15 protein-coding genes and 1 tRNA gene are annotated in these 25,592 nt (G+C 65.1%); 6 read left to right on the top strand and 10 right to left on the bottom strand.

What is annotated here, in order from left to right; genetic code table 11:
* Positions 1-309: 309 nt before the first annotated feature.
* From GFD25_RS06680 to GFD25_RS06670, 3 genes are all read right to left on the bottom strand, one after another.
* Positions 310-394: transfer RNA gene (locus GFD25_RS06680), tRNA-Ser, on the bottom strand.
* Between the two features lie 92 nt (positions 395-486).
* Positions 487-1,773, bottom strand: a complete 1,287-nt coding sequence (gene serS / locus GFD25_RS06675; protein WP_163231192.1) for a serine--tRNA ligase — start codon at positions 1,771-1,773, stop codon at positions 487-489.
* 246 nt (positions 1,774-2,019) lie between these two features.
* Complete coding sequence (locus tag GFD25_RS06670; RefSeq protein ID WP_239512451.1) at positions 2,020-3,162, bottom strand: ATP-binding protein; 1,143 nt, start codon at positions 3,160-3,162, stop codon at positions 2,020-2,022.
* A 506-nt stretch (positions 3,163-3,668) separates the two neighbouring features.
* Here GFD25_RS06670 and GFD25_RS06665 point away from each other — a divergent pair.
* Positions 3,669-4,796 carry a diacylglycerol/lipid kinase family protein gene (locus GFD25_RS06665; protein ID WP_204314808.1) on the top strand — a complete coding sequence of 376 codons (1,128 nt, stop codon included), beginning with the start codon at positions 3,669-3,671 and terminating at the stop codon, positions 4,794-4,796.
* Positions 4,797-5,213: 417 nt separating this feature from the next.
* On the opposite strand, the gene ptsP is transcribed toward GFD25_RS06665, so the two are convergent.
* The 4 genes from ptsP to GFD25_RS06645 all read right to left on the bottom strand — a co-directional run bounded on the left by ptsP (position 5,214) and on the right by GFD25_RS06645 (position 10,280).
* Positions 5,214-6,905, bottom strand: coding sequence for a phosphoenolpyruvate--protein phosphotransferase (ptsP, locus tag GFD25_RS06660; protein WP_163231188.1), 1,692 nt, complete (start codon positions 6,903-6,905; stop codon positions 5,214-5,216).
* Positions 6,906-6,961: 56 nt separating this feature from the next.
* Positions 6,962-7,234 carry an HPr family phosphocarrier protein gene (locus tag GFD25_RS06655; RefSeq protein WP_163231186.1) on the bottom strand — a complete coding sequence of 91 codons (273 nt, stop codon included), beginning with the start codon at positions 7,232-7,234 and terminating at the stop codon, positions 6,962-6,964.
* Between the two features lie 90 nt (positions 7,235-7,324).
* Positions 7,325-8,170 (bottom strand): PRD domain-containing protein, encoded by an 846-nt coding sequence (locus tag GFD25_RS06650; RefSeq protein WP_163231184.1) that lies wholly within the window; start codon positions 8,168-8,170, stop codon positions 7,325-7,327.
* A gap of 19 nt (positions 8,171-8,189) precedes the next feature.
* On the bottom strand, positions 8,190-10,280 hold the full coding sequence (locus GFD25_RS06645; protein WP_163231182.1) for a glucose PTS transporter subunit IIA: 2,091 nt from the start codon (positions 10,278-10,280) through the stop codon (positions 8,190-8,192).
* 375 nt (positions 10,281-10,655) lie between these two features.
* Between GFD25_RS06645 and pgm the strand changes: the two genes are divergently transcribed.
* On the top strand, positions 10,656-12,332 hold the full coding sequence (gene pgm, locus GFD25_RS06640; RefSeq protein ID WP_163231180.1) for a phosphoglucomutase (alpha-D-glucose-1,6-bisphosphate-dependent): 1,677 nt from the start codon (positions 10,656-10,658) through the stop codon (positions 12,330-12,332).
* 126 nt (positions 12,333-12,458) lie between these two features.
* Here pgm and GFD25_RS06635 read toward each other — a convergent pair whose 3' ends face one another.
* Positions 12,459-18,761 carry a glycoside hydrolase family 84 protein gene (locus tag GFD25_RS06635; protein ID WP_163231178.1) on the bottom strand — a complete coding sequence of 2,101 codons (6,303 nt, stop codon included), beginning with the start codon at positions 18,759-18,761 and terminating at the stop codon, positions 12,459-12,461.
* Between the two features lie 593 nt (positions 18,762-19,354).
* Between GFD25_RS06635 and GFD25_RS06630 the strand changes: the two genes are divergently transcribed.
* Together GFD25_RS06630 and rpiA are read left to right on the top strand one after the other, a co-directional pair.
* A complete protein-coding gene (locus GFD25_RS06630; RefSeq protein ID WP_163231176.1) occupies positions 19,355-20,443 on the top strand; it encodes an RNase H family protein in 1,089 nt (362 codons plus the stop codon).
* A 164-nt stretch (positions 20,444-20,607) separates the two neighbouring features.
* The gene (gene rpiA, locus GFD25_RS06625; protein WP_163231174.1) at positions 20,608-21,306 is read left to right on the top strand and encodes a ribose-5-phosphate isomerase RpiA; all 699 of its coding nucleotides are present in this window, start codon (positions 20,608-20,610) and stop codon (positions 21,304-21,306) included.
* 286 nt (positions 21,307-21,592) lie between these two features.
* Here rpiA and GFD25_RS06620 read toward each other — a convergent pair whose 3' ends face one another.
* Together GFD25_RS06620 and GFD25_RS06615 are read right to left on the bottom strand one after the other, a co-directional pair.
* Complete coding sequence (locus GFD25_RS06620; protein ID WP_004268639.1) at positions 21,593-21,682, bottom strand: 30S ribosomal protein bS22; 90 nt, start codon at positions 21,680-21,682, stop codon at positions 21,593-21,595.
* Between the two features lie 108 nt (positions 21,683-21,790).
* A complete protein-coding gene (locus GFD25_RS06615) occupies positions 21,791-22,447 on the bottom strand; it encodes a hypothetical protein (protein WP_163231172.1) in 657 nt (218 codons plus the stop codon).
* 92 nt (positions 22,448-22,539) lie between these two features.
* Between GFD25_RS06615 and radA the strand changes: the two genes are divergently transcribed.
* On the top strand, positions 22,540-23,997 hold the full coding sequence (gene radA / locus GFD25_RS06610) for a DNA repair protein RadA (protein ID WP_163231170.1): 1,458 nt from the start codon (positions 22,540-22,542) through the stop codon (positions 23,995-23,997).
* Positions 23,998-24,098: 101 nt separating this feature from the next.
* A complete protein-coding gene (locus tag GFD25_RS06605; RefSeq protein ID WP_163231168.1) occupies positions 24,099-25,562 on the top strand; it encodes an adenosylhomocysteinase in 1,464 nt (487 codons plus the stop codon).
* The last annotated feature ends 30 nt before the right edge of the window (positions 25,563-25,592 follow it).

The raw sequence follows: 25,592 nt of genomic DNA, 5'->3' as shown, positions 1-25,592 counted from the left end.
CCGACCATCATATGTTCAGCTTCGCGCCGGAACGAATTCACCTGTTCGTGGCTTTCGCCACATCATCCGGAAATGCTGATGTGGCAAACCATATGGTGACATGAAATAGAGGTTAGACAAAGGAACGATCATGCAAGCACACGCCATTCATCACGACATGCACCACAGCGACGCGCACCACTCCGGCGACAACCAGTACGACGCCTACATGTACGCGGAATACGGCATCGAGCGCTGACGCCCGATAGCCCGATAGGCTTTCGATATGACGAAGGGTTCCGGGGAAGCACCCCGGAACCCTTCTTGCCGCGGACAGAGCGAGATTCGAACTCGCGGGAGCTTGCGCTCCAACGGTTTTCAAGACCGTCTCTTTAGACCGCTCAGACATCTGTCCTTACGCGCGCCGCGCGACGAAGTCGCGGATGCGCACGATGTTCAATTATACATGCGGGGACGAAAAGCCCTCACGGTGCAGGCGTGACGCCGTCACGCCTCCCATTTGGTCGGCTCGATGACTTCCTTGCCGCCCATGTACGGACGCATGGCCTTCGGGATCTCGATGGAGCCGTCCTTCTGCTGGTGGTTCTCGAGGATCGCGACAAGCCAGCGGGTGGTGGCCAACGTGCCGTTCAGAGTCGACACCGGGCGGGTCGAACCGTCCTCGGTACGCTCGCGGATGTTGAGGCGGCGGGCCTGGTACTCGGTGCAGTTCGAGGTGGAGGTCAGCTCGCGGTAGCGGCCCTGGGTCGGCACCCACGCCTCGCAGTCGAACTTGCGGGCGGCGGAGGAGCCGAGATCGCCGGCGGCGGTGTCGATGATGCGGTACGGCACCTCGACCTTGGCGAGCATCTCCTGCTCCATCTCGAGCAGGTGCTGGTGCTCGGCGTAGGAGTCCTCCTGCTTCGCGTACACGAACATTTCGACCTTGTCGAACTGGTGCACGCGGATGATGCCGGAGGTGTCCTTGCCGGCGGCGCCGGCCTCGCGGCGGTAGCAGGACGACCAGCCGCAGTAGCGCAGCGGGCCGTTGCCAAGATCAAGGATCTCGTTCTCGTGCATGCCGGCGAGCGCCACTTCGGACGTGCCGACGAGGTACTGGTCGTCGGGCTCGCGCAGGCGGTAGATCTCGTCGGCGTGGGAGTTGAGGAAGCCGGTGCCGCGCATGACCTCGGGGCGCACGAGCGTCGGGGTGATGGCGAGTACGAAGCCGTGCTGCTCGGCCTGGTCGACGGCCATGGTGAGCATGGCGATCTGCATGCGGGCGACCGCGCCGCGCAGGAAGTAGAAGCGGGAGCCACCGACCTTGACGCCGCGGCGCATGTCGATGCCGGCGACCTCGGTGCCGAGGGTCAGGTGATCCTTCGGTTCGAAGCCTTCGGCCGCGAAGTCGCGGATCTGGCCGACCTTCTTGACGACCACGTAGTCGTCCTCGCCGCCTTCCGGAGCTTCCGGCTCGACGATGTTGGACAGCTTCCACATGGCGGTGGTGTATTCCTCGGCGGCGGAATCCGCGGTGGCCTTGTACTCGGCGACCTTGGCGGCGAGTTCCTTGGTCTGCGCGATCAGCGCGGCCTTCTCGTCGGCCGGCGCGGCGGCGACCTTCTTGCCGATCTCCTTCTGCTGGGCGCGGGCGGCCTCGAATTCCTTGAGGGCGGCACGACGCGTCTCGTCGGACTGGAGCACCTCATCGACGAGTTCGACGGATTCGCCGCGCTTGCGCTGCGATTCCTTGACCACGTCGGCATGTTCACGGATGAATTGAATATCAAGCATAGGCCCAAGCCTACCGCCGTAAGCCGACACGCGAGTGCGCACAATGTTATTGTCCAGGCTGCGCAGGAAAGCGGTGGCTTTCTCGCGCAGACAGGTACTTTATCGTAGGCGACGGTCAGATGGTACCCGGTCCAGATGATGATGTGGAACAGTTCGCGCACGGTGGCGGGCGCCGCTTGTTCGCTGATGTTCGGATGGTCGTCGTGTGCGGCCGACATTGCATGCGTCATGTCGGAAATGCGGCCGCTAATCCGAACGATGCGAGGCCCTCAGATACTCGCGCAGAAACGGTATGGCGAAATCGACAAGTCCTCGTGCCGGAGACGTGATGATATGGTCTTCGATCAGCCGTTGCCGGTAGATGTTGGCGTAGTCCATGCTTTCGCCCATACGCGCGGCTATGTCCGAAGTCGATGATGGCCCGTCATCCCGTGCCATGGCCATCACGTAATCGAGAGCCCGGTCGGAGAGCTGCTTGATCACGGGAGCGCACACGCCCTCCCCCAGTTTCGCCCGCGCCTGTTCCACACCGGCCTGTACGTCATCCAATGAGATGGAGAGTCCCAACCCGTCGGCGCGGCGTCGTGCCATGCGCCACATGTTGTATCCGACCAGCTGGATCATGTACGGATATCCGCCTGTGCTTTGCGCGGCAAGATCCAATGCTTCGTCCGTGATCGACAGTCCGGCGCCGCGAATCGTGGAGGCGAATGCATCCCGCACTTCGTTCATCGGTACGTCGCCAAGTTCTTTGATCGAGGCACGACGCAGGAAGGTCAGCACCTTGGCATTGAGCAGATCGGATACGAGGGAGGGCAATCCGGCGAATACGAATGCCACCTCGGCGTTGTCTCGCAGCATATGCTGGGCGGCGGTCGCGATGGCGGTCATGTCCTCCATGGATGCATCCTGGGTTTCGTCGACGGTGATGAGCAGCCCCTTGCCCTTGCCCAAGGAACGAAGACGCGCAGTCATGGCATCGCGCAGCGTGGAAGGGCGCAACGCCGGCGCGATATTCACCTCTCCCAAGCTGGCACCCATCAACGATGGCTTGATGCTTACTCCGGCGATGCGACTCGATTCCGGGGCGATACGTGCGATGAGTCGCTCCGTCAAGCCTTCGGACGCCGTTTCGTCGACCACCATCCAATGTCGACGGGCGGCGATCAGCCCCAGCTCCGTAAGCATCACGGTTTTGCCGCTGCCTCGCGGCCCTGTGACCAACATCAACCGGTCAGGCGCACCTGGCCCATCATCCAGCCCTTCGGAAAAATCCAATCCGATGGATTCTCGGCCGATCAGCACCGGCGGCATGACGCCGGCCGTGGGTTTGAACGGATTCGCGGGAAACGCCATGATGCCCCCTTCGCAGCGCCGGTTGCTCGACATATCCCCACTATACCGCTTATAGAACAAATAGAAAATCTATAGAACAAACCCATCAACTCAGCTTGTATGGCTTGTTATCGTTGATATCGCAACGATAACAAGCCATACAAGCTCATCGAAATAGAACAAATATAACAAATAGAACAGCGCGTTGCAGCTCAAATATCCAGCCGGCGACGCATTGCATGAAGGAAATCATCTGCGACGATCGACTATAGGGAACCGCGGAAGGCGCGGGACCGGAGGAACGCGAAGAGCTCATCGTCCAAGGCAAGCACCCGCTCGACTTTCGCCCGCGCCGCCGCAATCCCCTCCACCCGCTTCGCGAAGGATAGTTGACGCATGTCTCGGGACAATACATTCCAGTGTATCGGGCGTCATGCCGACCGGACACGCCCCCCGTCGCAGAGGCATGCTCCGACCGCACTATGGCGATCGTGCAGGAATCGTCGATTTTCGCCGTGTTGCGGCCGGATTGTTCCGCCCGGGACGCCACAATGGAAACCATGCCTACAGTCGTCATCATCATCGCAGTCCTTCTCGGCATCGCCGCCATCGCCGCGGCCGCGCTGTTCGCGGTCCGCGCCTACCGCAAACGTCGGCTCGCCGAGCGCATCGACCAGCGCGACGACGACCAGGTGCATTACGCGTTCATCGTCAACCCGTCGAAACCGCAGGCGAAGGAACGCAAGCGGCACATCAAGCAGTTCTGCAAGGAGAAGGGGCTGAAGGAAGTCGAGTTCATCGAAACGCAGCTTGACAAGGACGGCCGTGCGTGCGCGAAGGAGGCGCTGGCCCACGGCGCGGACGTGGTGGTCGCGGTCGGCGGCGACGGCACGGTGCGCACGGTGGCGAGCGCGGTCGCGGGCACCGGTCACGCGATGGGCATCATCCCGATCGGCACGGGCAACCTGTTCGCCCGCAATATGGGCATTCCGGTGGACGATATCGACGCGGCGCTGTCGGTGGCGACCTCGCACGGCTCGCGGCACGTCGACGTGGGACGGCTTACATTGCTTGACGACCCGAACACCGATCACGGGCATGCGTTCCTGATCGTCGCCGGCATCGGCTTCGACGCGGTGATGATCGACGACACCGATCCCGAACTCAAGAAAAACATCAGCTGGCTGGCGTATTTCGTGTCGGGCGTGAAGAACCTGTTCATCCCGAAGTTCCGCGGCGCGGTGACGATCCGCAGCGCCGACGGTAGCTCGCACACGATCCGCGGGCTGCAGTTCCGCACGTTCATGGCCGGCAACTGCGGTCAGATCCCGATGTTCTCACTGATGCCGGACGCGCTGTACGACGACGGCATCCTTGATTTCGAGATCATCGACACGTCGGGCGGCATCATCGGATGGGCGAACCTGTTCGGCGACGTGGTGCATCAGACGATCACCGGCAAGTCCGGTTCCAGCCCATTGTCGGTCAGCTCGTCGATCGACAACATCCAAGGCGTCAGCGCCGAGATCACGCTGGAGAAGCCGGTGCCGGCGCAGGTCGACGGCGACATGCTGCCGCCCACGCAGCATCTGCGCTTCGACGTGGAGCGCAGGGCGCTGTGCGTGCGCGTGCCGGAGGTCGACCCGGACTTCTCCGCGACCGGCATCATTCCGTCGATCAGGGACTAGTCGTCAGCTGTCAGCGGCTGACGATGGTATCGCGCTTTCGCGCGATACTGCGTTATTGGCGGCTTCGCCGCGGTACCCCCACCCGTCAGCTTCGCTGACACCCTCCCCTAAGAGGGGAGGGAAACGTGTCGCCGCCGCGACGATCAGCCGAATAGACTCCTCTGAGGGTTTGCCCCTTTCCCTCCCCTCTTAGGGGAGGGTGCCCGGCGCAGGCCGGGCGGGTTGGGGTACGCGGCACGTAAGTGTCGCAAATAAACACAGCATCACAAAGCGCGATCCCGCCCGTCCCGCCAATATCCCGGATATGCGTGTGCCCCCGCTTCCGGATTCGGAGGCGAGGGCACACGCATAAAGGAAGACGATCCGGCAGGTACAAGATAGGCGAACAACCTACCGGATCAGACGAGACTCACTCGATCAGAGCAGATCGAGCAGCATCGGGTCGGCCAGGGCGATCACCGCGGCGCGGGCGTCGGCGGCGGTACGCGCGTCGACCGCGTAGGCGGCCATCTGCTGGCAGGTCGACATGTCGTGCAGACGCAGGGCGGCACGCACGGCGTTGACCTTCTTCGGGGCCATCGACAGCGACTGCACGCCAAGGCCGGCGAGCACGAGCGCCAGCAGCGGATCGCCGCCGGCCTCGCCGCACACGCCCACGTACTTGCCGGTGGCCTTGCCACCGTCGCACGCGGCCTTGATCATGTTGAGCACGGCCGGCTGCCACGGGGTGAGCAGGTTGGCCAGTTCACCCTTGAGTCGGTCGGCGGCCATCGTGTACTGCGCGAGGTCGTTGGTGCCGAGCGAGGCGAAGTCCACGACGGACAGCACCTGCGCGGAGCGGATCGCGGCGGCGGGCACCTCGATCATCACGCCGACCTTCGGCAGGCCGAGCGCGCGCACCTTGTTGGCGAACCATTCGGCTTCCTCCACGGTGGCGACCATCGGGGCCATGACCCACAGATCGCCGTGGGTGGCCTCGTAGGCGTTGGCGAGCGCCTGCAGCTGGGTGTCGAGCAGGTCTTCGCGGCGCTGGCTCAGACGCAGACCACGCACGCCGAGGGCTGGGTTCTCCTCCTCGCCGAGGTTGGCGAAGGCGAGCGGCTTGTCGGCGCCGGCGTCGAGCGTACGCACGACGACGCGGCGGTCGCCGAACGCCTGGAGCACCTTGGTGTAGGTGTCGGTCTGCTCTTCGAGGGTCGGAGCGGTTTCGCGGCCGAGGAACAGGAACTCGGTGCGGAACAGGCCGGAGCCTTCGAGGTCGAACTTCGCTGCGGCTTCGGCATCGGCCACCGTACCGATGTTGGCGAGCAGCTTGACCTTGAAGCCGTCGCGGGTGCTGCCTTCGCCGCTGGAACCGGCGAGGGCCGCGGCACGGCGACGGGAGCGTTCGGCCAGCTGGCCGGCTTCTTCCTCGGTCGGGGAGACGATGATCTCGCCGACGCCGCCGTCGAGGGCGATGGTGTCGCCTTCGGCCACGGATTCAAGCACGCCGGAGACCTTGACGGCCGCCGGAATGCCGAGCTGGGCGGCGAGGATGGCGGTATGGCTGGTCGGGCCGCCTTCCTCGGTGATGACGCCGAGCACGGTCTCCGGATTCAGCGTGGCGGTTTCGGCCGGGGCAAGGTCACGGGCGACGAGCACGACCGGAGTGGTGATGTCCGGCACGCCCGGCGCGGGCAGGCCGCGCAATTCGCAGATCGTGCGGTTGCGCACGTCGTGCAGATCGGTGACGCGCTCGGCCATGTAGCCGCCGAGCTTCTTGAGCATTTCGGCATAGCCTTCGACCGCGTTGTACACGGCGTGGGTCACGCCGTCGCCGGCCTTGAGGCGCTTGGTGATGGCCTTGGCCAGACCGCGGTCGCCGGCGAGCTGGGCGGTTGCCTCCAGCACGGCGCGGGACTTGTCGGACGTGGTCTTCTCGGCGCGGGCCTTGAGGCTGGCCACGACCGCTTCCATCGCGGCCTTGACGCGCTCGGTATCGGCGGCCGGATCGGTGCAGGCGGGCTCGTGCTCGTCCACGCCCGGCGCCTCGCGCACGAGGGCCAGCGGGCCGGATGCCGTGCCGGCGCACACGCCGATACCATGCAGAATCTTGTGTTCACTTGCCATATGCGGTGCTCCTATGTATGGAAAGTCTGGAATGTCAGCCTATCGGATCGGACGACTCACTCGGCGTCGAGATCGCGGGTCAGCATCTCGGCGAGCTCGTCCATCGCGGCTTCAGCTTCCGGGCCATCCTCCTCGCAGGTCAGGGTGACGGTGTCGCCGCCCTTGACGCCGAGGGTCATGATCTCGAGGGCGCTGGCGGCATCCGCCTCTTCGCCGTCGAAGGACAGAGTGACGTCGATGCCCTTGTCGTCGACGGCCTGCGCGAACAGGGCGGCCGGACGGGCATGAAGACCGACGGAGGCTCCGATGACTGCGGTACGGGTGATCATGATGGTTTCCTTTCACTTGTTTGGTTATGTTGACAGATATTCGTTCCCGGCCGTGCCGTCGACGATTGCCGGAGGCACAGCCGGGGAAGTCTAACGTTTCAGCTGGTTGGTGACGCGTGCGACGTGCAGCGTCAGGTAGGCGATCTCGTCGTCGCTGATGTCGGCGCCGAGTCGCAGTTCCAGCACTGAGGCGATCGTCATCGCGCAGTGCAGCGCTTCCGGATAGGATTCGCGGATCGCGTTGACGATCGGCTCGGGTTCGCTGTCCAGCTGCTTGTGCTGGTGGATGCGGACGAACAGGTAGCGCAGGTGGGTGATGAACCGTCCAACGCTGACCGATCCCTGATCGAGCGTGATGCCGTAGGTCTGCGCGATGATGTCGAGCATCTGCTGGATCACGCCGGTCATCGTATATGTATAGGACAGGTCGCCGGTCAGGAACCCGGCGTTGACGAGGTGCAGCGCGAGCGCCGTCTCCTCGCCTTCGGGCAGCTGCATCGATCCGAGCCGCTTGTTGATCGCGGTCAGCAGCGCACAGCCGCGCGCGTATTCCTGCGGATAGAGGTTGCGCACTTCGCCGAGCAACGGATAGACGACCTTGATACCTTGCGTGACGCGCGAAATGGCACCGGCCACGTGATCGGCCAGTGCCATGACCAGCGTCGTGCTGGCGATGTCCTGTTCGCTGAGTCCGGCCTCGCGCATGGCGTCGACCACGATGCGGATGATCTCGGGCGGAATGTCCGACAGCATCTGCGCAAGGTGGTCGGGGTCGCGGCCGTCGGCCGGAACGAACTTGCGGACGACTTTGGCGGTATCGACAGGGTGCCCCGGCCGGGCCTGGAATCCCAGGCCACGGCCGGTAAGGATCACTTCTCCCCCATCGTCATCCTTCGCGAGGACGACGTTGTTGTTGAATACCCGAAGTATCTCCATGGCACCCCATCGCTCGACGTCAGTGTTCGACCTCGATCACCGGATCGCCAGTCGTGACATCCTTGCCCGCGAGCGGGGTGACCGAAGCCATCTTCTTGGTATTGGTCACGGCGATGATGGTGGCGGTGGAGTAACCGGCGGCCTTGACCTTGTCGAAATCGACGGTGGCCAGCAGGTCGCCAGCGTTCACGCGCTGACCCTTGGAGACGGCCACGGTGAAGCCGTCGCCGTTCATCTGCACGGTGTCAATACCGATGTGGACCAGGACCTCGACGCCGTCATCGGTCTTGATGCCGTACGCATGGCCGGTCTTGGCCACAGTCTTCAGTGTACCCGAAACCGGGGCCTTGATCTGCGATTCGGTCGGCACGACCGCGACGCCTTCGCCGAGGGCCTTGGACGCGAACACCGCGTCGCCGGTCTCCTCGAGGGTGATGACGTGGCCGGCACACGGGGAGACGACTTCCTTGGTCGGCTCGGCCGGTTCGGCCGGGGCTTCGGCGGCAGCAGCGGCCGGGGCCGGAGCGGCTTCAGCGGCCGGAGCCGGAGCGGCGGCGGCCTGAGCCTCGAGCTTGCGATCCTCCTCTTCCTGGGCGACGCGGGCCAGCACTTCGGCCTTCTGCTCCGGGGTGCGGTAGTCGAGGGTGACGATCAGGAACATGGAGACGGCGAACGCGACGGCGATGGAGATGCCGTACACCCACATCTGGTTGAACACCGGGATGGTGAGCAGCGAGGTGAAGGCGAAGGCGGTAGTGGTCACGCCACGCACGGTATCGCCGGAGGCGACGACGGACGGGAACAGCCAGCCGAGGACGGCGATCACGACACCGCCGGTGCCGCAGCCGATGAGCATGCGCTTGTAGACCAGCTTGTAACGCAGGTGGATGCCGTAGAGGGACGGCTCGGAGACGCCACCAAGCAGGCCGGCGGCGAGGGCGCCGATGGAGGTCTGGCGCATTTCCTTGTCGTGGTCACGGATGGAGAGGAACAGCACGCCGGCGGTCGCGCCGAAGCAGGCGAAGTTCCACACGCCCATCGGGCCCTGGATGAAGTCGTAGCCGAGGGACTGGATGTTCATGAGCATGAGGGCGTTGAGCGGCCAGTGCAGGCCCAGCGGCACGAGGAACGGGTAGAGCAGCGGGATCGCGATGGCGAAGACGAACGGAGCGTGGCCGTTCATCCAAGCGAGGACGACGCCGAGGCCGTTGCCGACCCACACGCCCAGCGGGCCGATGATGAAGGCGGTGAGGACGCCGACGATGATCATGGAGAAGAACGGCACGAACACGAGCTGGACGCTGTCGGGGATGATCTTCTTGAGACCGTGGTAGACGAGCGCGAGCACGGCCGCCATCATGAGCGGCACGAACACGTTGCCGGAGTAGTCGGACAGCTGCATCGGCAGGCCGAACACGGTGGCGGTGCAGTCGGTGGTGCCCAGCGTGGTGTTCTCGACGCACTGGACGGCGTCGCCCCACGTCTTGGTGTCGGACAGCGCGGCAAACTGCGGGGTCATGAGCATGGCCATGATGGAGCCGCCGAGCCACGGGTCGACCTTCAGCTTCTTGGAGGCGTTGTAGGCGACCATGATCGGCAGGAAGTAGAACACGCCCTTCCAGATCGCCTTGATGAACATCAGGGAGGTGTTGTCCTCGTCGCCGGCGATGACGCCGAGCGAGATGAACAGGTTGACGAGCGCGATGATGATGGACGCGCCGAGCAGGACGCCCAGGATCGGGCGGAACGAGTCGGCCAGGTACTCGAAGAACGAGTCGAGCCAGGCGACCTTGCCGCGCGCCTTCGCGCGTTCGGCGGCCTTGACCTCGGCGTCGGTCATCTTCTTCGCGGTGCCGACGTTCGCCATCTCGGGCAGGTGCATGATCTCCTCGTACATGGAGGCGACGGCGCCGCCGATGACGACCTGGTAGCGGTCGCCGGACTGCGGGACCGCGCCGAGCACGCCCTTCATGGTCTCGAGGCGATGCTGGTCAACCTTGCCCGCATCGACGAGCTCGAAACGCAGACGCGTCGCGCAGTGGGTCAGGCTTTTGACGTTGCCCGAGCCGCCAATGGCTTCGATGATCTGCGAAGCAGTGGAATCGGCCATCTTCTTTCCTTCCTTGGATATGTTGTTTTTCTCCGGTATGCTCTCCGCCCTCGCAGAGCTACCCGACAACAAAAAAGACCCGAGACATCGTCCGCGCATATGGCTATGCGCATGGCAACGTCTCAGGTCTTGCGTCTATGGTGACTTGCAACCCTGCAAAAGTAGAAGTTCATGAGTCAATATATATCTGACGTCGATAAAAACGCAATCCTCGGTGTGTCTTGACGCTTGATTGAAATCCGTCATCAAAAACGCATATGCGGGTGCGCTCGACAGCCATCTTCCGACACCAACGACACACCATCGCACAAAATATGACAAAAATTAACACAACGGTCAACGATGACCGGAACAAACCGTGGCACAATAGGACTTATGGTAGCAAACAATGCGGGCATGCCCGCCACCCCAGCTGATCTGATCAACGTCGATGAGGTTATCGGCAAGTACTATGACCTCGTCCCCGACCCGTCCGTTCCCGAGCAGCGTGTCATCTTCGGCACCTCCGGCCACCGCGGATCGTCCCTGAAGACCTCGTTCAACGAGGCCCACATCGTAGCCATCACCCAGGCCATCGCCGAATACCGCAAGAAGGCCGGCGTCAACGGCCCGCTGTACCTCGGCTCCGACACCCACGCGCTGTCCGGCCCGGCCAAGAAGACCGCCATCGAGGTGCTCGTCGCCAACGGCGTGCACGTGCGCATCGACTCTCGCGACGACTTCGTGCCGACCCCGGTCGTCTCGCAGGCGATCCTGACGCACAACCGCGCGGCCGACGGCACGCAGCGCTTCACCGGCGACGGCCTCGCCGACGGCATCGTCGTCACCCCGTCGCACAACCCGCCCACCGACGGCGGCTTCAAGTACGACCCGGTCACCGGCGGCCCGGCCCCGGCCGACGTCACCAATGCGATCGCCGCGCGCGCCAACGAGCTGCTCGGCGACTACAAGAACATCAAGCGCGTGCCGTACGAGGAGGCCGTCAAGTCCGAGTACGTCGAGGGCTTCGACTTCCGCGAGCACTACGTCGCCGACCTCGGCAACGTGATCGACTTCGACGTGATCCGCAACTCCGGCGTGCGTCTGGGCATCGACCCGCTCGGCGGCGCGTCCGTCAACTACTGGCCGCTCATCAACGAGAAGTACGGCCTGAACATCGGCGTCGTGCGCCCCGAAGTCGACCCAACCTGGCGTTTCATGACCATCGACCACGACGGCAAGATCCGCATGGATCCGTCCTCCCCGTACGCGATGAAGGGCCTCGTCGACGAGCTCAACGGCGGCGCCTGGGACAAGTACGACCTCGTCGGCGGCACCGATCCAGACGCCGACCGCCACGGCATCGTCTGCCCGAACTGGGGCGTCATGAACCCGAACCATTACATCGCCGTGTGCGTCGAGTACCTGTTCGGCGGCAACCGTCCGGATTGGCCGGCCGGCGCGGCCGTCGGCAAGACGCTCGTGAGCTCGTCCCTGATCGACCGCGTGGCCGCGTCGATCAACGCGAAGGTCATCGAAGTGCCGGTCGGCTTCAAGTGGTTCGTCGACCCGCTGTTCAGCGGCGAGGTCGCGTTCGGTGGCGAGGAGAGCTCCGGCATGAGCTTCCTGCGCAAGGACGGCCGCGTGTGGACCACCGACAAGGACGGCCTGATCCCCGACCTGCTGGCCGCCGAGATCACCGCCAAGACCGGCAAGAACCCGGCCGAGCTCCACAAGGAGCAGGTCGCCCGCTTCGGCGAGTCCTGGTACAAGCGCGTCGACACGCCGACCACGCTTGAGCAGAAGGCCAAGTTCGCCTCCCTGACCGGCGACGACGTGACCGCCACGCAGCTGGCCGGCGAGGACATCACCGCCAAGATGACCGAGGCGCCGGGCAACCACGCCAAGATCGGCGGCCTGAAGGTCACCACCAAGGACAACTGGTTCGCCGCCCGCCCGTCCGGCACCGAGAACATCTACAAGGTGTACGCGGAGTCGTTCGAGTCCCCCGAGGCGCTCGACAAGGTGCTTGCCGAGGCCGAGCAGGTCGTCGACAAGGCGCTGGGCGAGTAAGCCGGACGACCGTACCCCGAACCGCTGTTACGAGTACGGCCGGTTGTTTTCCGTAGATGCAAAGAGGGCGGGTTCCCATTCGGAAGATGGGAACCCGCCCTCTTGCGTTCGGTAGGTTCGACCGTCTCAGGCGCGACGACGGCGAGCCGCGGCGAAGCCGATCAGGCCGAGCGACAGCGCGATCGCGGCGATGATCGCCACGGTCCGCACGTTGGCGCCGGTGTCGGAGATGGCGCCCTTGTCCTTGCCGCCATTGTCCTTGCCGGAGTCGGAGCCCTTGCCGTCATCGACCGGCGTCAGCCCCTTGACGGCGGCCTCAAGCTGGTCGAGCAGCGTGACGAGCTCGTTCTGGTTCGCGGCGTTCCACTGGCCGGCCTTGATCTTGGCGACCAGATCGGTGACCTTCTTGGCCGACTCGGAGGTGTAGCCGCTCAGATCGGACGGGATCTTGGCCAGCAGGTCCTGTTCGCGCTTGGCCACCTCGTCGGACACCGGCTTGAGTTCCAGCGCGGCCTCGGCCTTCTCGAAGGAGTCCTTGGCGGCGGCAAACTCGTCGAGGCCGACTTCGCGCTCGCCCTTGGCGGCCAGCGCCTTGAGCGCGTCGTAGGCGTCCACATAGGCCTGGTAGCTAGCGTCGGTGTAGTCACCCTGGGCGACAACCTTGATGCCATCCACATAGGCCTTGATGTCGGCGGCCTTCGCAGCCGGAGCGAGCACCTTCACCGCGGCGTCGATCGCGGCCACGCGGTCGGCGACCTCCTCGGCCGTGCCGGAGGCGTACAGGGCGTCGAGACCCTTGACGCCATCGGCATCGGCGGCGGCGATCAGAGCGGCGATCCTGGCGTAGCTGGCGACGGTGTACGCGTCGGCGTCGATCTTGCCGGCCTCGGCGACCTTGGCGCGCAGCGCGACGACGGAGACCAGAGCGGCCTTCGCGTCCTTCATGGCCTTGATGTTCGCCGCGTTGAGATCGGCGTCCTCCTCGGCCTTGTCGCTCTTGGCCTTCGCGATCGCGTCGGTGAGCGCCTCGAAGCTGTCGGTCGTGTATTCGCCGTCGTCGTTGGAGATCCGTTCCATGTCGGCGATGGTCTGGTCGAGCTCCGTGGTGTCGGGCGCCGGCGTCGAACGTTCAAGACCGTTCTCGGCGGCCTTCAGCGCAGCGAGCGCGGCGGCGACGGACTCGGTCGTGCCGTTGACGAGCGCGGCCTTGGCGGCCTTCAGCGCGTCGGCGTACGCCTTCCACGTGTCGGCCGTATAGTCGGCCTGAGCGTAGTCTGATTCGTGCGCGATCTGCGCCTTGAGCTCCACCACGTTGACGAGCGCAGCCTTGGCGGTCCGGTACGCGTCGACCTTGCCGGCGAACGCGGACGGCTCGGTGCCGTCGGCGTCGATGAGCGCCTGAACCGCATCCTTCGCGTCCTTGAGGGCGTCGTAGGAGTCGGTGGTGTAGTCGTCGGCGGAGATCGTGGCGAAGTCCTCGACGGCGATGACGGCGAGCTCACGCTGGTAGTCGGAGTGCTTCAGCGCGGCGACGGCGTCGTCCACGGCCTTCTTCAGGGCCGCGGCGTCGGTCGCGGAGAGGTTGTCGGCGCTCTTGAGCGCCTCCTTGACCTCATCGAGCGCGTCGGAGTAGGCGGCGAACGTGACGGCCGTGTAGTAGTGGCCGTCGTTGTTCAGCGCCTCGTCCACGAGCTTGCGCAGCACGGCAACGGCATCGGCATCGGCCTTGGTTTGCGCGTCGGCGACGGCGCCGGCGAGCGCCTGCCTGGCGGAGTCGATGGACGAGGCCGCGGCCTGCGGACTGTCGTACACCTTCCGTGCGGCGGCCTTGGCGGCATCGTATGCGCTCTTGGAGTCGGCGGTCCACGTGGCGGTGTCGACGGTCTTGTCGAGCTCGGCCTTGAGGGCCGCCTTCGCGGCGGTCACGTCGGCCGCGGCGTCGGCGGACGCGACGGCGATGAACTCGGAGATCTCGGGGATCCTGTCGGCCCAGGCGACCGTCACGTCGATGAGCTGCCTGCCGTCGGGCACGTTGAAGGCGCTGATCGCCTGAGCGAGCGTACCGAACGTCACGTTCTGCGTGTCGCCGGTGGCGGCGTCGTAGACGTGGCCGGTCACGGTCGCGTCGCTGGCGTCGCCCGCCTGCACGAAGCGGAAGGACCTGACGTTCGCCGGGTCGGAGATCTTGTACGTGAGCGAGCCGTCTGCGGCGCCCGGCTTGTACGTGGTGGTCAGATCACCGTCGATCATGGCGCTCGGCGTGTGGCCGCGCTCCTCGGTGACGGTGGCGGAGAACGCCGCGTTCGACTCGGTGGAGACGTACGCGCCGCGGTTCACCACGAACTCGTTGAACGCGAGGGCGCGCACCGGATAGTCCGCGGTGGCCTTGATGCGCAGGTAGCGCATGCCCTTGCCGTCGGCGATGTCGTCCTTGCCGTAGTACAGCACGTTCGGATACTGCGAGTCGATCCGCTTGTCCGGATCGTTGATGTCGCCGAACGAGGAGGCCACGTCGGTGTCGGCGATGCCGTCGCCGATGGTGAACGCATCGACCCACGTCGTGCCGTCGGCCGACATCTGGATCACGGAATCGCGGATGTAGTCGTACTGGCTGTCGGACGTGTAGATGCGCAGCGACGTGACGTCGATCGGCTGGCCGAGGTCGAAGTCGGCGACGCTGCCCTTGGAGGGCTGGCCGGCGAACTTGATGACCGTGCTCATGTCGCCGTCGAACGCGTTCAGGGTGTTACGGGTGTCCGTGCCCCAGCTCGTGTTGATCGGGATGTCCGAGTTGATCATCGTGCCGTACGCGCCGATGGTGTCGAGCGTCACGTCGAACGCGGTGATGGTCGCGGTCGCGGCGGCGTCGGCCGTGTTGACGACGCGGATGTAGCGCGCGGTCGTGCCCTCGGCGAGGTCGCCGGTGGCGATGCCGGACCACACGAGGCCGTTGTCGGAGGACTGCAGCGCGAGGCCCGCGGCGTCGCCCACGGCGAGGTTGGCGGCCTTCAGCTTCGTGATGGCGCCGAGGTCGAGGCCCACGTACTCGCCCTTGGCGAGCGAGACGGTGCCCGCGGACAGTTCGGCCTTGTCGTCGTCCTTCGTCGCGGTGAACGCGGAGTTCACGACGTTCGTGTACACGTACTTCGTCGCGTCGACGGCGGCCGGCGGGTTCACGGTGATCTCGCGCACGCGCCACCACTTCGCGATCGATTCCGTGTTACGGATGCGCACGTAACGGGCGTCACGCGCGGTGCCGGTCACGGTGAGGTCGGTGGCGTCCTGGATGTCGCCGAGCTTGGTCCACGTGGCGTCGTCGGTGCTGGTCTCGACCACGCCCGCGACGATGCGGTCGGCCGGAGCCTGGCCGTCGCCGTGGTTGATGGTCACCGAGCCGACCGACTTGGATTCGCCGAGATCGAGCGTGATGGACGCGCCCGCCGCGGTGGTGTCACGGTCCGCGCCGGTTCCGCCCTTCTTGAACATGACGACGTCGGAGGCGTTGCCGTTGTATGCCGTTTCGGTCTTGCCGCTGGCGACGACCATGTTCGTGAGGGTCGCGCCGGCCACGGCGTACGGACCGGTCTGGGTCTCGGCCGCCGGGTAGACAGCGACGTCGGCGATACGCCACCACACGCTCTTGTCCGCGCCGTTCCTGATGCGCACATAGCGTCCGGAGGCCTTGCCGGTCACGGTGGACACGTTCTGAGAACCGAGGTCTCCGAACTTCGTCCAATCGGTCTTGTCGTCGCTCACCTCGATGACGCCCGAGTCGGGACGATCGGTGGCGGAACCGGAGTCGCCGGTGAGCACGACCTTGCCGATGCTCCTGGACTCGCCCAGATCGATGATGACGGCGGCATCGGCCGCGATCTTATCGTCGCCGGCGTCCTTCAGATACGCGATGGTGCCGGCGTTGTTGTCGATGATCGCGCTCTTGTTGGAGCCGTAGGTGATGACGAGGTTCTCGAATTCGACGTCGGTCGCCGTGTACGGATCGTCCGTCGCGTCGCCGGAGTCGGATGCCGTGTTGATATCGATGCCGGCGAGGTCGAGCCACAGGTCCTGCTCGTTGTCGGCGGTGGCGATGAGGCGCACGCCGGTCACGCCGGTCAGGTTCAGGCCGGTCGCTTCGATCGGCTTGCTGTTGCCGTTCGGACGCTCGTAAGTCTCGCCGTCCGGCAGGTCCTGCCACGTCTTGTTCTCGTCGGTCGAGTACTGGATCTTCGAGTGGTAGAAGTGGTTCTTGGCCGCCGGACCGAACGCGAAGCGCACGGAGTCGACGGTGGTCGGCTTGCTGAACCGCACGCCGACGTAGTTGCCTTCGTACAGGTTGCTCGGCGTCTGGAACTCGGCGATGGTCGAGTCGTCACCGTCGAAGATGTCGTTCACGGAGCCCGAGGTCGGGTTGGTGAACACGTCGGAGATGTACGTCTTCGTCACCACGCTCGGGTCGGCGTCCTGCTGCACCTTGGCGGACAGGTAGGAGTCCATGGCCTTGATGAACGGCACGATGTGCTGCACGCCCACCTCGGCGTACTGGGTCTCGCTCACGTAGTAGAAGCCGTGGCTCCTGGACGCGGCGTAGGCGGCCTGGGCGGCGGAGTAATGCTTGAGCATGGCCGAGGAATCGCCCTTGAGGGAGGCTTCGATGCCCGCGATGTAGGCGAGCGCCGCCTTGGTGGTGTCGTCCCAGGAGTCGAGCCACGGGCCGAGCTGCTCGTTGGCGTCCTTGCCCGAGTAGTCCCCGGTTTCCCCGATGAGTTGCGCGTTGCCCTTGGCACGGTACGTCTTGGCGGCCTTCTGCAGTTCGACGAACGCGGCCTTGATGCCGGTGAGATCGTCGGCGGTGATGGTGCCGGCGGTCATCTTCGTCCTGGCTTCGGTCAGCGACGGGGCGAGGTCCACTGATTCCTGCAGCGCGGTGACGCGGGAGTCCATGTTCTGGTTGATCATGTGCTTGCTCAGCTCGCGCAGCGCGTCGGACGCGGCGGACGGCACGGCGGTGTTGTGATCGACGAAGCTGAACGAGTCGCTCCACGCCTGGTCGGCCTCGTCCTTGGTCTGCCAGATGTTCCACGAGTACGCGGCGTTGCCGAAGATGGCGACCTTGCTCGGCTCCGACTGCTGCATCGGGTTGAGCATGATGCCCTGGATCTTCCCGGGGTCGACGCCCGGGTGCAGGAACGTGTCGTAGCCGCCCATGATGAGGTGGCTCTTGGAGTTGTCGGTGCACGGCCAGTTGATCCACAGGAACGGTCCGCGCTGGGCCTTGCCGTAGAAGGTGTCGACGTAGTTCTGCGAGACCTCGCCCCAGATGCGGCCGCCGGTCATGACGATCTGCACGTCCTCGGGGAAGTCCTGGTAGTAGGTTTCGCCGTAGTACATGTACTCCTGGGTCACGAACGGCAGAGTGACCTTGAGGTCCGGGTATTCGCTTGACTTGAGATCCGTGAGCCATGCGACCATGTCGGCGAGCAGCCTGGTGTAGTTGGCGCCGCCCACGTTCGCCGCGTCGTCGGCGAGGATGGCGATCTGGCGCACGCCCACGTCGATGGTCTGCCTGAACTTGGCCTGCAGGGTGGCCAGATCGGCCTGGTAGTGCTCGTCGGTGTCGAAGCGGAACGCGTTGTACATGAACGGGTGCAGCGCGAACACGAAGCGCGTCTTGGACTCGTTGCCGGCCTCGGCGAGCGGCTGGATCTTGTTCCTGAGCTCGTCCTCGGTGTACGGCGTGCGCCACTGGGCGTTGTGCTTCGGATCATCCTTCGGCGCGTAGAAGTAGGCGTTCATCTTGTAGTAGCCGCCGAACTTCATCAGGTTGATGCGGTCCTGCGTGCTCCACGGATTGCCGTAGTAGCCTTCGATGAATCCGCGGCTCGCCACGTCGGAATAGTCGGTGACGGTGAAGTTGCGGATGGTGAGGCTGTCGAGCTGGCCGAACACCTGGTAGAGGGTGGTCAGGCCGTAGAAGCTGGCGTCGGCGTCCTTGCCGAGCACGGCGATGGTGCCGTTGTCGGATTTGAGGAAGTACGAGTCGTTCTTCTCGAACGTGGCCGGCTCCGGGCCGTACTTGTTTTCGATGGCGGTGTCGGCCGCGCCGTCCGAACCGTCGATGCCGACGTAGACGTTGGTCTTGCCAGCCACGGCCCCGTCGGATTCGGTGACCGTGAGGTTCTTGAGGGCCGCCACTTCGTCGAGGCGGTTCTGGGTGGCCTCGTCGATGCCATCATCGTAGATGACGTTGATGTCACGCAGGATATACTGCCCGTCATCATAGGTGATGGAGTGCGGCTTCGGATACAGCGTGTAGCCGGACGATGCCGTCGCCGTATCATCAGCCGCAACGGCGGTGGACACGCCGACCGTGGCGACCGGGGTGACCGCCATGGCCAACGCGAGAAGACCGCCTAATGCCTTGCTGCGCATACTGGATTATCCTTTCCAAGCCGGCGCGTGGGAACGCGCCGAAAAACTGAAATCTCTCATCATTGAGCTGGCCGCCACGATGCCGCTTTACATCGTGACGACGGGAACGTCGTGAACTCTCCGGCGGTGACCACCATAAAGTATATATAATTAACAAAATAACGCGACTCTGTCACATGCCCGATCGCCCTTTCTTCGCCGGCGTATGGAAGCGCACCGGAAATCCAAATCCCTCATCATTGACGGGTCGCCATTGACTGGCCGCCACGATGCCGCTTTACGCCGTGACGACGGGAACGTTGTGAGCACGCTGACGGCACTCACTATATCAGTATATATAGTTAACAAAATAATGCGACTTTGTCACGCGCATGCGCCCCACGGCGTTTCGCGGTGTTTCTCACCGTTTCCATGCCGCCGCATAGGCTGGGGCGCATGACCATCACAGTTTCCACCGACGGATCCGCCCTGGGCAACCCGAATGCCGAGCCGTCAAACGGACAGTCCAGCAGGCTGTCCGTAGGCGAGGTGAGCGGGCGCGCCACAGGCGCCCGCGAAGGGACCGTTCGGGTTGACCGGAAAGCGAGTTCGACGTGACCATCACAGTTTCCACCGACGGCAGCGCCCTGGGCAACCCGAACGGTCCCATGGGCTGGGCCTGGGCCGACCACGCCACGCCTGCCTGCGACGCGGGCGGCGCCACGAACGGCACGAACCAGATCGGCGAATTGTGCGCGGTGCTGGAGGCGCTGCGAGCACACACGGGATCCGAGCCGCTCGTGATCGAAACGGATTCCCAGTACGCGATCAACTGCTCGACCAAATGGGTGCACGGCTGGAAGAAGAACGGCTGGAAGAACGCCCAGAAGAAGCCCGTGAAGAACGCGGCGCTCATCAAGGCGATCGACGCGGAGATCTCGGCGCGCGCCGGCTCGGTGAAGTTCGTGTGGGTGAAGGGCCATGCGGGCAACGCCGGCAACGAGAAGGTCGACGAGCTGGCGCGCACCTATGCCGGCGACTGCCGTTCCGGGGTCCGCGACGGCTACCTGCCCAAGGAGGGCTGGGAGTCGCTGCTCGCCTCCGAATACGCGAAGGGCACCGACGTTCCCGAGGACGCCCGGATGCTCATGGACGGACGCATCTCCGCCGAGGAATATCATCTCGGCCGCGGGGAAGGCACCGGCGAGGCCACGACCGGCACGGCCGGCGCAACGACCCCGCTTGGTGGACAGTCACAGGCCGAACCCGAAGGCGTGCCCGACTATCCGGACTTCAGCGTGGCGAAGAACGCAGGCAAATCCGATACGGGCCGCGGCTCCCGGTCCGATGCGTTCCGGTCCGACCGGTCGGCCTCGGAAGACGATTCCGCGGTCTCCGCAGTCGTCTCGGACGCGATGTCCGAAACGGTTTCGTCGGACGCGACCGCCGTCACGCCGAACGCTCCGGCTTCCCCGAACGTCACGGTCGCCACGCCGCCGCGACCGCTCCAGCCGCCATCCCCGTCGACCCCGTCCGGACTTGCGGTATCGGGCACGCTGCGCTTCACTCCCCCGCCGTCGTCCAGTCCGACGTACGACGGCCAGCCGCGCATGATCAGCGGATACGTGCTGGTCGACGGCTACGTGAACGGCGACGGAACCCTGACGATCGACAGCGCGCCGTTCATCATCCGCCAGCACTGAGCCCGGCCATCGCCGCGACTGAACATCGCGAACGCCGCCGCAACCGTTCCGGTTCGAACCGGAAACGGAACGCGGCGGCGCGACGCACGGTGCGATCGGATAGTATAGGAGCCGGACCGAGCGCCGCGTGCGCAAGGCATGATTCCCGTCACAAGGAGAGATCTATGGACAAGGCACAACAGGATGCGCTGAAGAAGGCGGCCGGCATCGAGGCCGCCAAGCTGATCACCGATGGCATGATCGCCGGTCTGGGCACCGGCTCGACCGTGCGGTTCCTCGTGGACGAGCTGGGCCGCCGCGTCAAGGAGGAAGGCCTCCAGTTCACCGGCGTGACGACTTCCCGCCGTACGCAGGAGCAGGCCGAAGGCTACGGCATCAAGATCGTCGACATCGACGACGTCGACCACATCGACATCACCATCGACGGCGCGGACGAGGTCGACAAGAACTTCAACGGCATCAAGGGCGGCGGCGCCGCCCTGCTGTGGGAGAAGATCGTGGCGACCAACTCCGACAAGATCGTGTGGATCGTGGACGAGTCCAAGGTCGTGGACACCATCGGCAAGTTCCCGCTGCCGGTCGAGGTGATCCCGTTCGGCGCCGGCCACGTCATCAAGAAGTTCGAGGCCAAGGGCTACAAGCCGACGCTGCGTCTCGACGCCGAAGGCAAGCCGGTGCGCACCGACGAGAACAACTACGTGGTCGACCTGCATCTCGAGCGCATCGATCACCCGCAGGATCTGGCCGAGGACCTCATCACCACGGTCGGCGTGGTGGAGCACGGCCTGTTCCTCAACATGGTCGACAAGGTCATCGTCGGCGACCCGAACGGCCCGCGCGTGCTGACCAACTCCAACAAGTGAGCTGACGGACCGAACCATTTCGGGCAACGGCCGTAAGTGAGTCCCGGATACATTGAGGGGACTCAGTTACGGCCGTTTTTGCACCGGAAACGGCCGTAAGTGAGTCCCTGTCACGCACGGCCACTCGATTATGGTCGTCCCCGACCCCGGAAACGGCCGTAGCCGAGTCGCCGCCCACGGACATGGACTCAGTTGCGGCCGGCTGTTCGTGTCCAAACATGCCGAGAGCCCCTCACGGAACAATCCGTAAGGGGCTCTCGTGTTGCTCACCGAGTGAGCGAGAAGACTACTTGCGCTGGTGGCGAGTCTTACGCAGCAGTTTGCGGTGCTTCTTCTTGCTCATCCGCTTGCGGCGCTTCTTGATGACCGAACCCATCTCAGCCTCCGTTCCTAACTAATCGAAAAGTTTGCAACTTGCCCAATAGTACACGTATTTGGGGACGAACGGAACCGGCGTTCCGCAAACCCCGTCCGCACGTGTCCTTTACAGCGGGAATTTCTGGTAGAAGCGCTCGACGGCGGCCTTCGCGCCCGTGACCTGGAACACGACGGTGTCGTTCTGCCACACCGCGATCGCCTTGCTGTCGTCGTTCGCGTCGGTTTTGGCGGTGTAGCTGCCCTTCGCCTCACCGGACACCTTCACCGTACCCGAACCGAGCTCGGTGCCGGTCAATGCGCCGGACAGCGCGTCGTACTGGGTCTTAGCGGCATCCGAAGCCGACCATTGCGCGACGATCAGCGTCACGTCCTTGGCCTCGTCACCGGTCGAATAGGTCAGCGTGTATTCCTCCAACGGCGACGTGCTGCTCCACGTCGTGCTCGCCTCCGCCTTGGTGCGCGCGTAGTTGAGCACCGTATCGGGCATCGCCTTGAGCAGCTCGCTCGCGCCGTCCGGCAGCGCGGTGGCCTTGATGCTCGGCGTGGTCGGCTCCTCGTCCTTGGTGCCGTCCGACGACGTGTTTCCGGACGACGACGTGCCGCCCGTCGTCTGCTGCGACGCGTTGTCCTTGTTCAGCGCCCAGCCCGGCCAGATGAACGCGGACAGCAGCGCCAGCACGATCACGAGCGCCGCGGCGACCACGACGGCGATCAGCTTGCCGTGCGACGGCGAAGTGGAAGAGGAAGGTTGAGTGTTCGACATGGCTTTGATTCTCTCACAGCCGCATGACTCGGAACACCGACGGCGGCGGAACGCGCGGCCGAGATGTCGGCGAACTTCGATAGCGTCGAGGCATGGCGAAAACCTCCGTGCAGTACCTGTGTTCAGAATGCGGCTGGAGCGGCCCGAAATGGTATGGCCGCTGCCCCGAATGCGGGCAATGGGGCACCATCGAGGAATTCCACGAAACGCGTGCCGCGGCCGGCGTCGCGCGCGGTTCCGGAGCCGGCGGACGCACCGCCGCGCCGGGACGCACCGCACGCACCACGCCCGGCACGGTCCCGCAAAGCGCGGCCGCACGCCCGATCACCCAGATCGACACCGACGCCGTCACGCGCGTTCCCACCGGATTCGCCGAATTCGACCGCGTGCTCGGCGGCGGCATCGTTCCCGGCTCGGTCGTCCTGATCGCCGGCGAACCGGGCATCGGCAAATCGACGCTGCTGCTGGAGACGGCCGGCAACATCGCACGGGGCGTACGGGATGCCGCCAAGTCCGTCCTCTATATCTCCGGCGAGGAGTCCCTCGCGCAGGTGCGCATGCGGGCCACGCGCATCAACGCGGTGGAACCGAACCTGCTGCTCGCCTCCACCACCGATCTGGCGACCGCGCTGGGTCTGATCGAGCAGGAACGGCCCGCGCTGGCGATCGTCGATTCGGCGCAGACCATCGTCTCGCAGGACGTCGATGGCATCTCGGGCGGCTCCACGCAGGTGCGCGAGGTGGCGAGCGCGCTGATCGACACCGCGAAAAGCCTCGACGTGCCGGTGTTTCTGGTCGGTCATGTCACCAAGGACGGGTCGATCGCCGGCCCGCGCACGCTCGAGCATCTCGTGGATGTGGTGTGCCAGTTCGAGGGTGACGCGCAGACCGCGCTGCGCATGCTGCGCGCGGTGAAGAACCGCTTCGGGCCGACCGACGAGGTGGGCTGCTTCGACATGAGCGGCGAGGGCATCGAGGAGGTGTCCGATCCGTCCGGACTGTTTTTGTCGGCGTCCGGGGCCGGCGTCGGCGCGGACGGCAAACCCGAGCCGCCGGTGGAAGGCACCTGCGTGACGTTCACGCTGGACGGCCACCGCAGCCTGCCGATCGAGGTGCAGTCGCTGGTGACGAGTTCGGTGCTGCCGACGCCGCGCCGCGCGGTCAACGGCGTGGATTCCAACCGCATCGCCATGCTCACGGCCGTGCTGTACCGGCATGGCAAGGTGAACCTGCTGGCGAACGACCTGTACGTGTCGACGATCGCGGGCGGATTGGCGAAGGAGCCGGCGTGCGATCTGGCGATCGTGGCCGCGCTGGCGAGCGCCGCGAAGTCGAAGGCGATCGCGCGCACCACCTGCGCGATCGGCGAGATTTCGCTGACCGGTCAGGTGCGACCGGCGCCGCGGCTGGAGTACCGGCTACGCGAGGCGGCGCGGCTCGGGTTCACGACGGCCGTGGTGCCGACGTTGCGCAAGCGGGTGACGATTCCCAGACTTCGGATCGTCGAGGTGAGCTCGTTGCGTGACGCGTTGGCCGCGTTGGGGTTGTGAACCGGTGTTGGATTGCGTGATGTTTGCGTGATACCGGATTGTGGGGCACAACATGAGACGGGATCGTCCTGTGATACAGGACCATATGCAAGGGAGGTTGCATGGCTGATGGCATGACCGCGGAAGGCGGGCGTGATTTCGCCGAGTGGGCGGCGTGGTATTCGCAGCGGACGAACCGTTCGCTGGCCGGCACTCGGATCGCGTTGCCGACGGCAGTTGACGATGCCGGCGACGGTGCGACGCATACGTTCGCCGCACGGGCCGCCCAATGGGGCATGATCGTCGATCCGGCTGATGACGGTCTCTCTCCCGCCGATGAGGTGGCGGATGCGCGGGAATTGAGCGGCAAGGACGCGATCGACTACGCGGAACTCCATATGACGGTGCTGCGCACGCTGATGGCGCAGTTGCGCGAGACCGTTGATTTCGCGGGCGTGCGCATTGCGGTGTGCCTCGTACTGGAGCCGAAGACCGCGGTGCTGCTGCGTCAGCTCAAGGCGGCCGGCGCGACGGTCGGCGTGTTCGCGGACCCGTCGGAAACCGATCAGCGTGTCGCCGACCAGCTGCGCCGCGAGGGCATCGCCGTCGAAGCCGATACGCGCTGGACGCCCGAGGAAACGCAGGCCGGCGCGCTGAAGTTGCTGGATACGATCCGCCCGCAGATCATCATCGACGACGGCGCGAGTTTCGCCCGTCTGGCCGCCGCCGAACGCCCGGAACTGATGGACGGGTTCGTCGGCGTGGCCGAGGAAACGACCAGCGGCGTGCGCGCGTTCCAGGCCATGCAGGATGCGGGCGCGCTCACGTTCCCGGTGATCGCGGTCAATGACAGCGTGCTCAAAACCGGCTTCGACAACGAGCACGGCACGGGCGAAACCTGCGTGACGACCATGCAGGAACTGCTCGGCGCACGGTGTTTTGACGGCGCGAACGTGGCCGTGATCGGTTACGGTCCGGTCGGGCGCGGATTCGCGCGGCGCGTGCGCGCGCTCGGCGCGAACGTCGTCATCTGCGATACTGATCCGGTCGCCGCGCTCAAGGCCGTGTTCGACGGGTTCGCCGCGCGGGATATCGACGATGCGGTCACGCGGGCCGATATCGTCGTGTCCGCGACCGGCGTGCGACATACGGTCGCCGTCGAGCACATGCGCCGCATGCACGACGGCGCGGTGTTGTCGGTGATCGGCGGCATCGCGAACGAGATCGCGCTGGACGACATTCCCGGATTCCGCCACGACAACGGACGCGACGTGACCACGATCGCCGTGCCGGACGGTCCGACGCTCACGCTGCTTGCCGAGGGCGACGGCGTCAACTACACGGCCGGTGGCGGCAATCCGATCGAGATCATGGACCTGAGCTTCGCCGTACAGGCGAGCGCCGTCGCACGTCTGCTCGAATCGCGCGAGACCGGACAGACGCTGTCCCCCGGACTGCACCGGCTCGATACGGCGTCCGACCGCCGTATCGCCGCGGTCGCGCTGCGCACGCGCGGCTTCGCCGCCAGTCACGCGGTCGCCGACAACGGCTACGACTGGCAGCTCACCCGCTTCGCCGACGCCTGACGCCCGCCCCCTCGACACGGCATCGCCATC

This window comes from Bifidobacterium aerophilum (genome assembly GCF_010667685.1).
Lineage (GTDB): Bacteria > Actinomycetota > Actinomycetes > Actinomycetales > Bifidobacteriaceae > Bifidobacterium > Bifidobacterium aerophilum.
The sequence above is the reverse complement of the archived record's forward strand: the minus strand, read 5'-3'. Positions and strand labels throughout refer to the sequence as shown.

Coding starts and splice junctions, on each gene's coding strand:
- serS (WP_163231192.1), bottom strand. CDS start 1,773: ATGCTTGATATTCAATTCATCCGTGAACATGCCGACGTGGTCAAGGAA.
- GFD25_RS06670 (WP_239512451.1), bottom strand. CDS start 3,162: ATGTCGAGCAACCGGCGCTGCGAAGGGGGCATCATGGCGTTTCCCGCG.
- GFD25_RS06665 (WP_204314808.1), top strand. CDS start 3,669: ATGCCTACAGTCGTCATCATCATCGCAGTCCTTCTCGGCATCGCCGCC.
- ptsP (WP_163231188.1), bottom strand. CDS start 6,905: ATGGCAAGTGAACACAAGATTCTGCATGGTATCGGCGTGTGCGCCGGC.
- GFD25_RS06655 (WP_163231186.1), bottom strand. CDS start 7,234: ATGATCACCCGTACCGCAGTCATCGGAGCCTCCGTCGGTCTTCATGCC.
- GFD25_RS06650 (WP_163231184.1), bottom strand. CDS start 8,170: ATGGAGATACTTCGGGTATTCAACAACAACGTCGTCCTCGCGAAGGAT.
- GFD25_RS06645 (WP_163231182.1), bottom strand. CDS start 10,280: ATGGCCGATTCCACTGCTTCGCAGATCATCGAAGCCATTGGCGGCTCG.
- pgm (WP_163231180.1), top strand. CDS start 10,656: ATGGTAGCAAACAATGCGGGCATGCCCGCCACCCCAGCTGATCTGATC.
- GFD25_RS06635 (WP_163231178.1), bottom strand. CDS start 18,761: ATGCGCAGCAAGGCATTAGGCGGTCTTCTCGCGTTGGCCATGGCGGTC.
- rpiA (WP_163231174.1), top strand. CDS start 20,608: ATGGACAAGGCACAACAGGATGCGCTGAAGAAGGCGGCCGGCATCGAG.
- GFD25_RS06620 (WP_004268639.1), bottom strand. CDS start 21,682: ATGGGTTCGGTCATCAAGAAGCGCCGCAAGCGGATGAGCAAGAAGAAG.
- GFD25_RS06615 (WP_163231172.1), bottom strand. CDS start 22,447: ATGTCGAACACTCAACCTTCCTCTTCCACTTCGCCGTCGCACGGCAAG.
- radA (WP_163231170.1), top strand. CDS start 22,540: ATGGCGAAAACCTCCGTGCAGTACCTGTGTTCAGAATGCGGCTGGAGC.
- GFD25_RS06605 (WP_163231168.1), top strand. CDS start 24,099: ATGGCTGATGGCATGACCGCGGAAGGCGGGCGTGATTTCGCCGAGTGG.